Here is a 15,393-nt window from a genome sequence, read left to right as displayed (position 1 = left end):
GGACCCTGCCACTGCTCTCCTCCACCCGTGGGAAACGTTTCCCGGTCCATGATGGTCTACCCCGCCACCGTCGGACACCCAGGTGGCCCGCGCGTTTCGGCGCCGGACGATGCCGCACGTCAGCGCGTCGCCCTTGCGCCGACGCCGTCGACCCTGTTGCATCGGGGGGTGGGCGACGAGGTCAAGCGCACCACGTATAACCGCTCCGATCGGCGGGAATACCGGCGCAAAGTGCAGCTGTGTCTGGACGTCTTGGAGACGATGCTGGCCCAGTCACGCTTCGAGTCCGACCGGCCCCTCACCGGCATGGAGATCGAGTGCAACCTCGTCGACTCCGATTATCAGCCGGCCATGTCCAACCGTGACGTGCTCGACGCCATCGCCGATCCGGCTTACCAGTCCGAATTAGGCGCCTACAACATCGAATTCAACGTGCCGCCCCGCCCCCTACCCGGCCATACCGGCCTCGACCTCGAGGCCGAGGTGCGCGCCAGCCTCAACGACGCCGAGATCAAGGCGAGCGAAGGCGGGGCCCACATCGTCATGATCGGCATCCTGCCCACGCTGATGCCCGAACACCTCGACACCGGCTGGATGAGCGAGTCGGCGCGCTACACCGCCCTCAACGACTCGATCTTCTCCGCCCGCGGCGAGGAGATCCCGATCAACATCTCCGGCCCCGAGCCCCTGAGCTGGCAAGCCGCCTCGATCGCGCCCGAATCCGCCTGCACCAGCATGCAATTGCATCTGCAGCTGGCCCCCGAGGATTTCGCCGCCAACTGGAACGCCGCGCAGGCGCTGGCCGGCCCCCAGCTGGCACTGGGCGCCAACTCGCCGTTCTTCTTCGCCCACCGGCTGTGGTCGGAGACCCGAATCGAGGTGTTCGCGCAGTCCACCGACACCCGGTCCGACGACCTCAAGGCCCGAGGTGTGCGGCCGCGGGTGTGGTTCGGCGAGCGGTGGATCGACTCCGTCCTCGACCTCTACCGGGAGAACCTGCGCTACTTTCCGTCCCTGTTGCCCGAGGTGTCCGACGAGGACCCCGTGGCCGAGCTGGCCGCCGGGCGCGCCCCCCAGCTGTCCGAACTGCGCCTGCACAACGGCACCGTGTACCGGTGGAACCGGCCGGTCTATGACGTGCTGGAGGCCGACGGGGTCAAGCGCCCGCACCTGCGGCTGGAGAACCGGGTGCTGCCGGCAGGGCCGACGGTCGTCGACATGCTGGCGAATTCGGCCTTCTTCTACGGCGCGCTGCGCGGGTTGTCCGAGGCGCCGTCCCCGGTGTGGTCGACGATGGATTTCGCTGTGGCGCACCATAACTTCCTCGAGGCCGCGCGCCACGGCATCGACGCGCGGCTGAGCTGGCCCGGCCTGGGCGAGGTGAGCGCACGCGAACTGGTGCTGGGCACGCTGCTGCCTATCGCGCACGATGGGCTGCGCCGCTGGGGTGTCGACGACGACGTGCGCGAGCGGTTTCTCGGCGTCGTGCAGGGCCGGGCCGAGGCGGGCCGCAACGGCGCCAGTTGGCAGGTGGCCACGGTGCGTTCGCTGGAGAAAGGCGGGATGACCCGCCGCGCGGCGCTGGCCGAGATGCTGCGGCGCTACTGCGGGCACATGCACGCCAACCGGCCGGTGCACACCTGGGGGCTGTAGAACAACCGCGCCGGCCCGGGTAGGCCGGGGCTCATCGCTGCCGGGCCGCCGTCGCGGCGATCAGCGCCTCGGCGAAGGTCTGCAGGTCCTCGGGCGTGCTGTCCACGTGCGGCGAGATCCGCAGCAGCGGGCCGGCCAACTCGAGCGGCGCCCGCGGCACCGCGACGAACGTGGTCAGGATCCGGCGCTCGGCCAGCAGCCAGTCCCGCACCGCCTGCGGGTCGGCGCCGTCGACCGGCGCCAGGGTGGTGATGGCGCTGGGCTCGTCGGCCTCCTCGACCACCACCCAGCCCGCCACGTCGGCCAGCGCCATCCGGCTGACGCGCCCCAACTCGGCCAGGCGCTCGCGCACCGACTCCGGTCCGCACGCCAGGTGCTCCCCCAGCGCCGCCGAAAAGCCTACGCGCGCGGCGACATTGGCCTCGCCGACTTCCAGTTGCCGGGCCACGGCCGCCCGGGCCGCCCACTCCGGGGTGGCCAGCCTCGGACGCAACCGCTCCATCAGGTCGCGGCGCACCGCGAGCATCCCGACGCCGCGCGGTCCCGCGATCCACTTGCGCGACGACGAGTAGGTCACGTCGGCACCCACCGCGCAGTCCACGTGGCCCAGCGCCTGGGCGGCGTCGACGACCAGCGGCACCCCCAACTCGCGGCACAGCCGGGCGATCATCGGCAGCGGCTGCACCACGCCGCTGTGGCTGGCGACCGCGGTCAGGTGCACCAGATCGGGCGGATCGGCCTGCAGGGCCAGCGCCGCGTCGTCGAGCGCCAGGCGGCCGTCCCCGAGCGTCGGCAGCAGCCGGCGGTCGAACCCGTGCAGGGCCATCATCGCCAGGTTGGGACCGTATTCGCCGGGCAGGCAGGCTACCGTCCCGCGGTCGCTCGGCCACGCCCCGAGCAGCAGGTCCAGCGCGTGCAGCGAGCCGGTGGTGAACACCACCGCGGCCTCGGTCATGCCGCACAGCGCGGCGAACGCGACGCGGCCCGCGTCGAGCGCCGGCGTGGCCGCCTCCGCCGCGACATACCCCCCGACCTCGGACTCGTGGCGGGCGTGGCGGGCGGCGGCCTCGATCACCGCCAGGCTCTGGCGCGAGCAGGCCGCGCTGTCCAGGTGCAACCCGGCCGCCGGTGGCCGGGCCGCCCGCCACCGGTCGGCCAGCGACCCGCTCACCTCACGGCCAGCGACAACCCGAAGTCGCCCGCGCTGTCGGTCCACCACCGCACACGGCGCAGTCCGGCGCCCGCCAGCTCGTCGCGCACCCCGTCGGGCCGGAACTTGCACGACACCTCGGTCAGCATCTCCTCGCCGGCGGCGAACTCGACGCTCAGCTGCAGCGCGCCCACCCGCACCCGCTGGCTGCGGTCGGACCGCAACCACATCTCGATGCGCTCCTCGCCGGCGTTCCAGCGGGCCACGTGCCGGTAGGCGTCTACGTCGAAGTCGCCGTCGAGCTGCCGGTTGATGACCGCGAGCACGTTGCGGTTGAAGGCCGCGGTCACCCCCGCGGCGTCGTCGTATGCGCGCACCAGCCGATCGGTGTCCTTGACCAGGTCGGTGCCCAGCAACAGGCTGTCGCCGGGCCGCATCTGAGACGACAGATCGGAGAGGAACCGCGCGCGCGGGCCGGGCGTGAGGTTGCCGATGGTCGACCCGAGGAAGACGAACAGCCGCCTGCCCCCGGCGGGGATCTCGGTCAGGTGCTCCTCGAAATCGCCGCAGACAGCTTGGATTTCGACACCCGAGTACTCCTGCTGGATGGCGGTCGCGGCCGACGACAGGATGCTGGCGTCGACGTCGAACGGGACGAACCTGCGCAGGGATCCGCGGTCGCGCAGCGCATCGAGCAGCAGGCGGGTCTTCTCCGAGGTGCCGCTGCCCAGTTCGACCAGCGTGTCGGCCCGGCTGGCCGACGCCACCTCGGCCGCGCGGTCACGCAGGATCTCCGCCTCGGCGCGGGTCGGGTAGTACTCGGGCAGCCGGGTGATCTGGTCGAACAGGTCGCTGCCCACCGAATCATAGAACCACTTGGGCGGCAACGTCTTCGGGGTTTGGCGCAGGCCGTCGTACACGTCGCGGCGCAACGCGTGGTAGGCCGAGTCTGCGGCGAGGTGGTTGAACAGCGAGAGAGTCATCAATGACCTTTCGGTTAGTCCAGCGGTGTCATCGTGACGCCGTCGGCGGCGACCTCGACGAGGTGACGGTCGGGCACGTCCTCCCATTCCGAGTCGTTGTCGTAGGGCTCGCTGGCCACCACCACGCCATCGGCGCGGCGCAGGATGCACAGCGTGTCGCCCCAGGTCGTGGCCAGCAATCGGGAACCGTTGGCGGCCAATATGTTCAGCCGGGCACTGGGGTCGGCCGACGCCACGTCGACGATCGTCTCGCCGAGCGCGTCGAGGCCCCTCTCGAAGATCGCGGCCGCGAGCAGGGCGCTGTCACAGACAGATTCGGCCGAGGAGGTCGCGGGCAGCACCGCGCGGTCGACGATCCCGTTGTGCGACAACAACCACTGACCGTCGGTGAACGGCGCCGTCGCGCTGACGTCGATCGGCATGCCGACGGTGGCCGATCGCACCGCGGCCACGACGCAGTGGCTGCGCAGCGCCGGCGCCACCGAGTCGAACGACACGTCGCCCCACAGCGGCGCCTGGCTGCGCCACCGGCGGGGCAGGCCGCCCTCGGAAGGGCGGTCGAAGAACCCGACGCCCCAACCGTCGGCGTTGAGCAGGCAGTGCTTCTGGCGGCGCGGCGCGTAGGACTGCACCCGCAACCCGTGCGGCGGGTCGAGCACCAGCGAGGAGACCGGGACCTCCGCGCCGAGCCACCCGAGGTGACGGCACATCAGCGGCCGTCCCCGGCGTCCCAGGCCAGCCGGACACCGGCGAAGATCTGGCGCCGGTACGGGTGGTCCCAGTTGCGGAAGCTGGGGCGCAGGATGGCCGACTCCACGGCCCACGAGCCGCCGCGCAGAACCCGGTAGTCGCCGTCGAAGAAGGGCTGGGAGTAACGCTCGTAGATCATCGGGGTGAACCCCGGCCAGGGCCGCAGCGGCGAACTGGTCCACTCCCACACGTCGCCCAGCATCTGCTCGGCCCCATAGGCCGACGCGCCGTCCGGGTAGGCGCCCACCGGCGCCGGGCGCAGCGACGTGCCGCCGAGGTTCGCGACGGCGTCCGACGGCGGCTGCGCCCCCCACGGGTAGCGGCGGCGCGTGCCGGTGGCCGGATCCCAGGCGCAGGCCTTCTCCCATTCCATCTCGGTGGGCAGCCGGGCGCCCGCCCAGGCGGCGTAGGCCTCGGCCTCGAAATAGGTGACGTGCTGCACCGGCTCGTCGGCCGGGATGTCCTCGACATGGCCGAACCGGGTGCGCGTGCGCCCGTCGGCGGCCCAGAACTGCGGCCCGGTCAGGCCCGCGGACATGCGGTGCTCCCAGCCGCGCTGCGACCACCACCGCGACTCGCGGTACCCGCCGTCCTCGACGAACGCCCGCCACTCGCCGTTGGTGACCGGAACCCGGCCGATGCGAAACGCCGGCAGGTCCACCACGTGCGCGGGACGCTCGTTGTCCAGCGACGACGGCTCGCTCGCGGCGTCCACCCCCAGGACGAACGGGCCCGCGGGAACCAGCACCGACGTGCCGGCCAGGCCAGGCCGGCCCCGCGGCGGGACGGAAGCGTCGCCCAGCAGCGGCGCGCCGCTGCGCAGGTTCAGCGCCTGCAGCATGGTTTCGTTGTGCTGGTTCTCGTGGCTGACCACCATGGCGTACACGAAGGCCGCGCGGTCGCCGGCGGGGTCGTCGGGCAGCGCGTCCAATGCGTCGAGCGCCGCGGACCGAACCGTTTGGCAATACGACCGCGCGCGGTCAGGCGACAGCAGCGGCAGCTCTGCGCGGCTGGCGCGGGAGTGGACGAAGGCGTCGTACAGGCCCTCGACGGCGGGCGGCAACATCCCCGGCCGGCTCGGGTCACCGCCGCGCAGCAGCCACAGCTCCTCCTGCTGGCCGATGTGCGCCAGGTCCCAGACCAGGGGGCTCATCAGGGGGTCGTACTGCCGGTACAGCTCGGCGTCGTCGAAGTCGACGAGCCGCAACGTCCTCGTTCGCGCCCGGGCCAAGCCGTCGGCGAGATCCTGCCTGGAAGTCACAACCCCCCTTGCGAGCGCGCGGCCCGGGAGACCGCCGCCGCGATGCCGTGCTCGATCACCTGCTCGGAGAAGTCGTCGGCGGGGCACCGGCCCAGCTCGACGCGGCGCAGCAGCCGTTGCATCGCCTCGGTCAGCCCGGCCGGCGCCTTTTCGGCGGCGGTGGCCACGCACCGGGTGGCCGCCGCATGCAGCCGTCGGTCGCCCAGGCCCAGCCGGGCGGCGACGTCCCACGCCGTGGCCACCGGTTCGACGGCCTCGGCGGCGACGTCCGCGGCGACCGGGTCGTCGAGCAGGCAGACCAGCGTGAACACCACGGCGGGCCAGCAGGAGTCCGGCAGGCTGTCCAGATAGCGGATCTCCAGCCACTGGCGCGGGCGCACCGGCGGGAACAGCGTGGTCAGGTGGTACTCCAGGTCGGACACGGTGGGCTTGCGGCCGCCGAGCAACACCCGGCCGTCCGCCCAGTCGGCGAACGGCACCCACTGGGTGACCGCCACCGCCTCCGGGTTGTTGACGAGCATCACCGGAGCCTTGAGCGCATAACGCGCCCAGTCGGTGCCCGGGTCGTCGCCGCTGGCACCCAGCACCGGGCCGCAGCGCGCCGAATCCATCTGCCCCCACACCCGCTGCCGGGTGGAGACCCAGCCCGTGAACTCGCCGCCCAGCATCGGCGAATTGGCGGCGATGGCGATCATCGTGGGCCCCAGGGCGTGCGCCAGCCGCACTCGCGCGGCCCAGCCGTCCTGCGGCCCGGCGTCCAGATTCACCTGGATCGAGGCGGTGGACGTCATCATCGACGCGCCCGCCTCCCCCGAGCGGCTGGTGGCGAAGAACTGCTCCATGGCGAGGTAACGGTTGCCCGGGTTGATCCGCCTGGGCGGCCGCAGCGGGTCCGCGCCGAGGAACACCAGGCCTAGCCCGGCGTCGGCGAAGGCGGCGCGCAGCACGGCCTGGTCGCGGCCCATCGCCTCGATGGCCGCCAGCACTCCGTCGACGGGCGGGCCCGACAGCTCGACGGCGCCGCCCGGTTCGACGGTGACGGCGCTGCGGCACGGCAGGGCGGGCATCGCGTCGATGACCGCGCGGATCTCGTCCCAGCTGGGCCGGCGGTTGGGGTCGGCCGGATCGTGACAGTGCGCCTCCATCTCCAGGCCGACCCGGCCCAGCGGGGCGTCGACGAGGCAGCCGTCGGCGATCAGGAGCGCCGCGGCCGACGAGTCGGCCAGCTCGGCTTCGCCCGGGCGGGCGGTGTCCAGCTGCGAGGCCGCTCTGGTGGTAGCGGCGAACGTCATATCACGATCCCTTCGGGCCCGGGCATGCCCGAGCATGCCTGTGCGGACCGCCTCCCTGCGCAGCCAACGGAACGCTAACCGCCACTACTTCATCTAGCAGATGCCCCCGACATATTCCCCTTTCCGCAGCATTTCACCGCGCGGGCCGGGCCGTGCCGGCGATCACCCGGCTATTGGCCCAGCGCGTTCTGCATCGCGCCGGCCAGCACGTTGACCGCCGGACCGGCGTTGCCAGCCTGGCAGACCTTCGCCTGCAGCAAAACATTTTCACGCAGCCTGGTTTGATCGAAACAGCGTCGATCCGTGCCGACTTCCTGCTTGGTCCAGTTCTCGTCGGCCGCACCGGACGGCCCGCCGTCGAACGACCATGTCTGGGTCTGGCCGTTGTCCAGATGCATGGCCGTGGTCTGCCCCGAACAACCCGCCGTGCGGTCCACGACCCGGTGGAACGCCCGGGTCGCGGCGTCGTCGGTGGCGAAGACGCCGATTGCCTGTTTGACGAAGTGGGTCTGATCGGTCGCCGAGGTCTGGGTGGTGGCCCCGTTGAACGACGCGAGGTCGGGGTCGTTGTACACCTCCGGTAACCCGATGTCGGCCCAGTTGTTGCAGGCCGGCAGGTCCACCCAGTAGCCCTGGAACGGATCGGTGAACGTCGATTCCCACCCCATGGGGGCGCCGACGATGTTGCCGACCGACCCCTTGGCCAGGACGGCGTAGTTGACCACTCCGGGCTCCGACGGGTGGGCCCTGGCGACCGGGGCGGCGGCGCCGACGGCCAGGCCGGCGCAGAGCGCGACGCCGGCGATGCGGCCCGCCCGGATGGTCATGGAGGCGATCATGCCAGGCATGCCGGACGGCGGGCCGTGGGGCTGAACGCGCCCCGCGGCCCGCCGTCCGCGGCGTTCTCAGCCGGTCTTGGCCCGGACACCCTCCTCGACCGCCTTGCCGAGATCGGGGTCGACGTTGCGCCAGTACTCGAACACCCGCGACAGCACCGGCTCCTTGACGCCCTTGCTGACGTGACCGATGATGTTGTGCGCCAAGCGCTCTCGGGCCGCGTCGTCGAGAACTTCGCGAACCATCGCGCCGGCCTGTCCCCAGTCGTCGTCCTCGGCGTGCAAGGTGTAGGCCGCGCGGACCATGTCACCGTCGGCGTGCCAGCGGATCTCGGCGGCGCGCGCCGGGTCGGCCTGCGGGCCGCCGTAGGAATTGGGCGCGTAGACGGGGTCGGAGACGTTCTTCACCCGCATGGCGCCGTCCTTGGAGTAGCTGTTGACCTCGACCTTGGGCTCGTTGACCGGGATCTGCCGGTAGTTGGTGCCCAGCCTGGCCCGGTGCGCGTCGGAGTAGGAGAAGCCACGGGCCTGCAGCATCTTGTCGGGGCTCAGCCCGGTGCCGGGCACCGTGTTGTTCGGCTCGAAAGCGGCCTGCTCGATCTCGGTGTGGTAATCGGTGACGTTGCGGTTCAGCGTCATCTTGCCCACGTCGATCAGCGGGTAGTCGCTGTGCGGCCACACCTTGGTGAGGTCGAACGGGTTGAACCGGTAGCCGCGGGCCTCCTCGTAGGGCATGACCTGAACCTTGAGCGTCCAGCTCGGGTGGTCGCCGCGCTCGATCGCGTCGTACAGGTCGCGCTGGTGGTAGTCGCCGTCCTCACCGGCCAAGCGGTCGGCGTCCTCCTGGGTCAGGAACTCGATGCCCTGGTCGGTGATGAAGTGGTACTTCACCCAGAAGATCTCGCCGGCGGCGTTGATCCAGCTGTAGGTGTGGCTGCTGTAGCCGTTCATGTTGCGCCACGTCTTGGGGATGCCACGATCGCCCATCAGCCAGGTCACCTGGTGGGCGGACTCCGGCGAGAGCGACCAGAAGTCCCACTGCATGTTGTGGTCGCGCAGGTTGGTCGCCTGCATGCGCTTCTGCGAGCGGATGAAGTGCTGGAACTTCAGCGGGTCGCGCATGAAGAAGACGGGGGTGTTGTTGCCGACCATGTCGAAGTTGCCCTCGGTCGTGTAGAACTTCAGCGCGAAGCCGCGCGGGTCCCGCCAGGTGTCTGGGCTGCCGCGCTCGCCCGCGACGGTGGAGAACCGGGCCAGCATCTCGGTTTTGGTGCCGGGCTGGAAGACGGCTGCCCGGGTGAATTGGCTGACGTCGTTGGTCACCTCGAACTGGCCGAAGGCCCCGCCGCCCTTGGCGTGCGGCTGGCGTTCCGGAATGCGTTCCCGGTTGAACTGAGCCATCTGCTCGATCAGGTAGTGGTCCTGCAGCAGGATCGGGCCATCGGGGCCGATCGTCAACGACTGCTCGTCGCTGGGAGCGGCGATGCCCGCGTCGGTGGTGGTGAAACGCTCCGTCATGTCGATATCTCCTTAACTGGGCTGACTCCTCGGAAACTCCGGGTCGAGCCGTTTGGAAATCTTTGCGGCTCAGACATTTTCGATCGACGGCCGAGGCGGTGGATTCCGGGTTGCCCTGCAGCCGAGTATTCTCCTTTTCTTGACCGAGTCAAGAAAAGTTAGCCAAAGCTACGGGCGCGGCGCCGGGCTGCCGGGCCCCGGGCTCGGGGCGCTCGACGTCGTCGGCCCCGCCGGACCGGACTGGCCGGGACCGTTGGGGCCGCCCGGACCCGCACCCGTCCCGCCGGGGAAAGGTCCGGGGACTATCAGCGCGGGGCCGGCGCCACCGAACTGCCACGGCCCGTTGCCGGGGCCCATGCCCCCGGGACCGCCGGGGCCGAACTGCCACGGTCCGTTGCCGGGGCCCATGCCGCCGGGGCCGCCGGGGCCCATGCCGCCCGGGCCGCCGGGGCCGCCGCCGGGCTTGAACATCATGCCGTGCGGATGGTGGCAACGCGCATGGTCACCGAAAACCATTGCCCCGGCGAAGAATACGGTCGACAGGATGAACACGATTCCCGCGACGATCACCACCCACGCCGCCGCGACGTACAGCCGGGGCGGCTTCGCTCGCTCGGGCACCGCCGCCGGCGGCGGGGGCGGTGGCGGCGGGGCCGCGCCGACGGGGGTGGGCTGCGTGGGATGCGTCGACGGCGGTTCGGGTGTATCGCTCATGTCCACCCATATTGCCCCCGCCGCGACAGTACTAACAGGTTCGGCCGACAAAGATGCTGTGAATTGAGATAACGCGGTGATCCGACGCAAGCGGGCGGCCCGGCGCTCGGGTGAGCGCCGGGCCGCGAGTTACGGGTTGATGGGCCGCCGGGTCAGCCGGCGAGGACGATCACGGTCGGTACGTCACCGGCGCCCGACGGCGCGGCGGTCGCGGTGCGGAACACCGACGACGGCAGCTGGCCGGGGCCGGAGCTGGGGCGCACCGTCGACGGTGCCCCCGGCGTGGTCGCGCCGGGGCCGCCCGGCCCACCCGGACCGCCGGGGCCGAACTGGCCGCCGGGGCCCCCGGGACCGCCCATGTGGTGCGGGTGCATGAATGCGGCGTGCGGCTTGTGGTGGGGAAAGCCGCCGTGGTGACCGGAGTGCTTACCGAGCATGAACCCGGTGAAGAAGATGGTCGCGACGATGAAGACGATGCCCGCGACAATCGCGACCCACGCCGCGATCGCGAAGACGCGGGGTGGCCGGTGGTAGGGCGCCGGCTCGACAGCGGCGGGCGCCGGTGCAGTTGCGGTGGAGGTCCGCACGGTTGGGGTTTCAGATGTTTCGCTCATGAGACAGATGATGCACCGGTCAACACAAGTGACGGCTATGCAGTCGTTAAGCAGCAGCTGTGAGCCGAAAAATGGCTTTCACCAGCGAATTCACCGCGGTCACCCATCCGCGGGCGGGCCCGGTTTCAGCGGGTTCACGGCGAACTGGATCACCCGGTACGGCGCGGTCGCGCGCGGCTCGGTGTCCCACTGGCTGACGAAGATGCGCAGCTCGTCCAGCGTCGAGCCGGGTGAGATGTAGCCGCCGTACGGCTGGGCGAGCCTGTTGTCGTACGGGGGCGGCAGGCTCTCGGCCGGATCCGGCCAGTCGTCGTGGCGCACCACGGTGGTGACGGGCGCGTTGCCGAGCTGGGTGGGGTCGTCGGCGACGCGGACCTCCATGTCGCCGTTGCTCGCGTTGAAGTACGACAGCACCGCCTTGCCGTCGATCTGCCGGATCGACATCTCGCCGACCATGTCGGGCCACAGGGGCGCCGGCGGCTTGTTCCAGCCGCCCCCCGGCCCGGGCGCCCAGCCCTGCCACTTGGACCGGTCGGTGAAGTTCTGCGGGGTGGCCCGATACAGCTCGACCGGCAGGCTGCGGGTGAAGCTGTCGGCCACGATGTACACCCAGCCGCCGGGCGAGTCCGGGGTGGGGATCGGGTCGTAGTAGCCGCTGACCTGAGTCTGCGCGCCGCCCTGGTAGCCGGCGGGGCGGCGCGAACCGGGCAGGGTCCGCCAGCCGGCGCGGGCGGGCTCGGCGGCCACCAGCCGCGAGTTCTGCGGCACCAGATCGCGCGTGGTGGTGACCATCAGGTAGTTGCGCCGGTTGATCTCCACCACGCCGGCGGGCAGTTGCGAGTCACCCGGCGGGGTGGGGTCGGCGAGCAGGGGATTCCACACCCCCATCACCCCGGAGTAGCGCACGCCCGCCGGGTCGTCGACCGACGCGGTGTCGACGCGCAGCGCGATGGGCGCGAAGTCGCGACCGAAGCCGACGCCCTGCCCCGGAAAGCTGTCGCCGCAGACCTGCAGCACCTCGGTGGGGAACTGCATGAACTCGCAGAGGTCGGTGGCGCCGACGTCGATGTCGCGCGTCGGTGTGCCGGTGCCGGCCGTCGCGCCGAGCCGCAGCACCTGACCGGGCGCCAGCGGCGGGGCCACCGGACCGGGCGCGGGCGCCGGCGGGTCGGCGCGCGCAGGCCCCGGCGCATGCCAGACGGTCTGCGCCACCAGCAGAGACGCCGCGTACAGCGACCAACGCGCGATCACTCGGGTGGGGCCTGAACTCACCAGGCGCACCCGCGGATCACCGCGCGGACGAGTTTTCGGCGGCGAGCAGCTCGGCGATCTGAATGGTGTTCAGCGCCGCACCCTTGCGCAGGTTGTCTCCGGAGACGAACAGCGCCAGGCCGCGCCCGCCGGGCACACCGGGATCCTGCCGGATGCGGCCCACCAGCGAGTCGTCGCCCCCGGCGGCCGCCAGCGGCGTCGGCACGTCGACGACCTTGACGCCAGGAGCGCCGTCCAGCAGCTCGCGGGCCCGCTGCGGCGACAGCGGCCGTTCGAACTCGGCATTGATCGACAGCGAGTGCCCGGTGAACACCGGTACCCGCACGCAGGTGCCGCTGACCAGCAGGCCGGGAATGCCGAGGATCTTGCGGCTCTCGTGGCGCAGCTTCTGGTCCTCGTCGGTCTCGCCCGAGCCGTCGTCCACCAGCGAGCCGGCCAGCGGAATGACGTTGAACCCGATCGGCGCGACGTAGGTCTTCGGCGGCGGGAACTCCAGCGCGCCCCCGTCGTGCACCAGCCGCTCGGCGCCGTCGATGACCCCGCGCACCTGCGTGGCCAGCTCCGCCACCCCGGCCAGCCCGCTGCCCGACACCGCCTGATAGCTCGACACCACCATGCGGACCAGGCCGGCTTCGTCGTGCAGCACCTTGAGCACCGGCATCGCGGCCATCGTGGTGCAGTTCGGGTTGGCGATGATGCCCTTCGGGCGCCGGGGAGCGTCGCGGGTGAAGTTGACCTCCGACACCACCAGCGGCACGTCGGGGTCCTTGCGCCACGCCGAGGAGTTGTCGATGACGGTCACTCCCGCCGCCGCGAACCGCGGCGCCTGCACCCGCGACATCGCCGACCCGGCGGAGAACAACGCGATGTCCAGCCCGGCGGGATCGGCCGTCTCGGCGTCCTCGACCTCGATCTCCCGGCCGCGGAATGCCAGTTTGCGTCCCTGCGAGCGGGCCGACGCGAAGAATCGCACGGTGCTCGCGGGGAAGCCGCGTTCCTCGAGCAGCGTGCGCATGACCTGGCCCACCTGGCCGGTGGCGCCCACCACCCCGATCGACAAACCTCCGCCGCCCCTCACCGGCCGGTCCCCGCGTACACCGTCGCCGTCTCCTCGCCGCCCAACCCGAACGCCTCGTGCAACGCCACGACGGCCTTGTCCAGTTCGGTGTCGCGGCACAGCACCGAGATGCGGATCTCGGAGGTGGAGATGAGCTCGATGTTGACGCCCACCGCGGCCAGCGCCTCACAGAAGGTGGCGGTGACGCCGGGATGGCTGCGCATGCCCGCGCCGATCAGCGACACCTTGCCGATGTGGTCGTCGTAAAGCAGTTGGGTGAAACCGATCTCGCCCTTGAGCGCGTCCAACTTGGCCACCGCGGTGGGTCCGCTGTCGCGCGAGCAGGTGAAGGTGATGTCGGTCTTGCCGTCCTCCACCTTGGACACGTTCTGCAACACCATGTCGATGTTCACGTCGGCGTCGGCGACGGCCCGGAAGACCCGGGCCGCGTAACCCGGGATGTCGGGGATGCCGACGATGGTCACCTTCGCCTCGCTGCGGTCGTGCGCGACTCCGGTCAGGATGGGGTCTTCCATGGGGCTGTCCTTGATCGATCCGGTGACGACGGTGCCTGGCTTGTCCGAGTACGACGACCGGACATGCACCGGGGTGTTGTAACGACGGGCGTATTCCACGCAGCGCAGCATCAGCACCTTGGCGCCGCAGGCCGCCATCTCGAGCATCTCCTCGAACGTCACCGTCTCGAGCTTGCGGGCGTTGTGCACGATTCGCGGGTCGGCGCTGAAGATGCCGTCGACGTCGGTGTAGATCTCGCAGACGTCGGCGCCCAGCGCGGCGGCCAGGGCCACCGCCGTGGTGTCCGAGCCGCCGCGGCCCAGCGTCGTGACGTCGCGGGTGTCCTGGCTGACGCCCTGGAACCCGGCGACCAGCACGATGCGGCCCTCGTCGAGCGCGGCCTGCAGCCGGCTCGGGGTGACGTCGATGATCTTGGCGTTGCCGTGGGTGCCGGTGGTGATCACGCCGGCCTGCGACCCGGTGAACGACCGCGCCTGGGCGCCCAGCGATTCGATCGCCATGGCCACCAGCGCGTTGGAGATCCGCTCGCCCGCGGTGAGCAACATGTCGAGTTCGCGCGGCGGCGGCGCCGGGCACACCTGCTGAGCGAGGTCCAGGAGGTCGTCGGTGGTGTCGCCCATCGCCGAGACCACGACGACGACGTCGTTGCCCTGCTTCTTGGTCGCGACGATGCGCTCGGCGACACGGCGGATCCGGTCGGCGTCGGCCACCGACGATCCGCCGTACTTCTGCACGACGAGCGCCACTGTTTGCTCTTTCGGTCCGGCTTGCAGGTCGAGAACAGAATACGTGTGACAGCGCCCGGCGCTCACCGCCGACCGGTTGAGGGGTCAGGAGGCGACGAGCTCGATCGCCCAGAAGTCGCTGGCCAGGTAGGCCCCGTTGATGGGTGAGCCCGCGGAGCTGGACGTCGACCCGGTGAGGTACTGGTACGGCAGGTAGAAGTAGCCGTGGTCACCCCACGACGGGCCCCAGGAGTTGCGCACGATCACCTGGCCCTTCGGATCCGAATAGCCGACGGCCAGGACGGCGTGGCCGCCCACGGCCGACTCCGTGGCCGGGTCGGGCAACGGCACGACGCCCGTCTGGGCGACGGCCTGCGATTCGAAGCTCTCGTACACCGTGAAACCGAAAACCACTGCCAGATTCGACGAGATGGCGTCCTTGAGGTCCCCCAGCGTCTGGACCGCCTCGTACTGTGCCGCCTTGTCGGTCAGCGCGGCGACGTAGCAGCGCTTCGGCGGCTTCACCGTGAACATCCCGATGTCATAGGGCCACAGCGTCTCTTGGCACACGCCGTCGGTGTTGATCACTTTGATGCCGTCGCGGATGACGGCGCCGGAGTCGCTGGACACCGTGCCCTCGAGCGCGCGCTCGTTGTAGTAGATGAACAGCCGCGACGGGACGAAGTCCGCCAGGCCCTGGCGATCCCGCTCGTACTCCATCGCCGCGGCGATCGCGTTACCCGTGCAGGACCCGAGCTGGCCCTGGTCGTAGACCGGCGGCATCGACGGGCGCAGATCGTATTGCGCCGGCGCGGGGGTCGTGAGCCTGGCGGCGTACACCCGGTCCCGGGCGTCGGGCAACTGGGGTCGCCAACCGTAGCCGCGTACATGGCTCCAATCTTGCTGCTTCTCAACGCTTTTAACGGGCGCCGATTCTCGCAGAGCGGTCATTTTCACCCTCCTTGGTGTGGTTGTGGTGGCTTGCGCAGCGTAGAAGCGCGGGCCGCGGGACGGCATGCGTAGTGCGCTAC

General features: G+C 70.8%; 14 protein-coding genes. 1 reads left to right on the top strand and 13 read right to left on the bottom strand.

Annotated features, from left to right (window positions below):
• Nucleotides 1-168 precede the first annotated feature (168 nt).
• On the top strand, nucleotides 169-1,653 hold the full coding sequence (locus tag G6N48_RS21020; RefSeq protein ID WP_085267124.1) for a glutamate--cysteine ligase: 1,485 nt from the start codon (nucleotides 169-171) through the stop codon (nucleotides 1,651-1,653).
• A gap of 31 nt (nucleotides 1,654-1,684) precedes the next feature.
• Here the strand turns inward: G6N48_RS21020 and egtE are convergent, their stop codons facing one another.
• From egtE to G6N48_RS20955, 13 genes are all read right to left on the bottom strand, one after another.
• Nucleotides 1,685-2,824: an ergothioneine biosynthesis PLP-dependent enzyme EgtE gene (egtE, locus tag G6N48_RS21015; protein WP_085267123.1), complete on the bottom strand. Its 1,140-nt coding sequence runs from the start codon at nucleotides 2,822-2,824 to the stop codon at nucleotides 1,685-1,687.
• Nucleotides 2,821-3,786, bottom strand: a complete 966-nt coding sequence (gene egtD / locus G6N48_RS21010; protein WP_085267122.1) for an L-histidine N(alpha)-methyltransferase — start codon at nucleotides 3,784-3,786, stop codon at nucleotides 2,821-2,823. The genes egtE and egtD overlap by 4 nt, the downstream gene beginning before the upstream one ends.
• A gap of 14 nt (nucleotides 3,787-3,800) precedes the next feature.
• Nucleotides 3,801-4,496 carry an ergothioneine biosynthesis protein EgtC gene (gene egtC, locus G6N48_RS21005; RefSeq protein WP_085267121.1) on the bottom strand — a complete coding sequence of 232 codons (696 nt, stop codon included), beginning with the start codon at nucleotides 4,494-4,496 and terminating at the stop codon, nucleotides 3,801-3,803.
• Nucleotides 4,496-5,797 (bottom strand): ergothioneine biosynthesis protein EgtB, encoded by a 1,302-nt coding sequence (egtB, locus tag G6N48_RS21000; protein WP_085267120.1) that lies wholly within the window; start codon nucleotides 5,795-5,797, stop codon nucleotides 4,496-4,498. Before egtB ends, egtC begins: the two co-directional genes overlap by 1 nt.
• The gene (gene egtA, locus G6N48_RS20995) at nucleotides 5,794-7,089 is read right to left on the bottom strand and encodes an ergothioneine biosynthesis glutamate--cysteine ligase EgtA (RefSeq protein ID WP_085267119.1); all 1,296 of its coding nucleotides are present in this window, start codon (nucleotides 7,087-7,089) and stop codon (nucleotides 5,794-5,796) included. The genes egtB and egtA overlap by 4 nt, the downstream gene beginning before the upstream one ends.
• Before the next feature lie 170 nt (nucleotides 7,090-7,259).
• A complete protein-coding gene (locus tag G6N48_RS20990; RefSeq protein WP_085267133.1) occupies nucleotides 7,260-7,916 on the bottom strand; it encodes a sensor domain-containing protein in 657 nt (218 codons plus the stop codon).
• A 78-nt stretch (nucleotides 7,917-7,994) separates the two neighbouring features.
• A complete protein-coding gene (locus tag G6N48_RS20985) occupies nucleotides 7,995-9,443 on the bottom strand; it encodes a catalase (RefSeq protein WP_085267118.1) in 1,449 nt (482 codons plus the stop codon).
• Between the two features lie 168 nt (nucleotides 9,444-9,611).
• Nucleotides 9,612-10,157 carry a hypothetical protein gene (locus G6N48_RS20980; protein ID WP_163670891.1) on the bottom strand — a complete coding sequence of 182 codons (546 nt, stop codon included), beginning with the start codon at nucleotides 10,155-10,157 and terminating at the stop codon, nucleotides 9,612-9,614.
• Nucleotides 10,158-10,309: 152 nt separating this feature from the next.
• Nucleotides 10,310-10,771 (bottom strand): hypothetical protein, encoded by a 462-nt coding sequence (locus G6N48_RS20975; RefSeq protein WP_085271225.1) that lies wholly within the window; start codon nucleotides 10,769-10,771, stop codon nucleotides 10,310-10,312.
• A gap of 99 nt (nucleotides 10,772-10,870) precedes the next feature.
• Entirely contained in the window at nucleotides 10,871-12,043 is a 1,173-nt protein-coding gene (locus G6N48_RS20970; protein ID WP_085271235.1) for a DUF4185 domain-containing protein, read from the bottom strand.
• Nucleotides 12,044-12,059: 16 nt separating this feature from the next.
• Nucleotides 12,060-13,121, bottom strand: a complete 1,062-nt coding sequence (locus G6N48_RS20965) for an aspartate-semialdehyde dehydrogenase (protein WP_169718458.1) — start codon at nucleotides 13,119-13,121, stop codon at nucleotides 12,060-12,062.
• A complete protein-coding gene (locus tag G6N48_RS20960; protein ID WP_085271226.1) occupies nucleotides 13,118-14,383 on the bottom strand; it encodes an aspartate kinase in 1,266 nt (421 codons plus the stop codon). Before G6N48_RS20960 ends, G6N48_RS20965 begins: the two co-directional genes overlap by 4 nt.
• An 84-nt stretch (nucleotides 14,384-14,467) precedes the next feature.
• Entirely contained in the window at nucleotides 14,468-15,313 is an 846-nt protein-coding gene (locus tag G6N48_RS20955; RefSeq protein WP_085271237.1) for a C1 family peptidase, read from the bottom strand.
• Between the last annotated feature and the right edge of the window lie 80 nt (nucleotides 15,314-15,393).

The sequence above is a fragment of the Mycobacterium parmense genome, from assembly GCF_010730575.1.
GTDB classification, from domain to species: Bacteria; Actinomycetota; Actinomycetes; order Mycobacteriales; family Mycobacteriaceae; genus Mycobacterium; species Mycobacterium parmense.
This window is presented reverse-complemented; position numbering and strand designations above follow the sequence as displayed.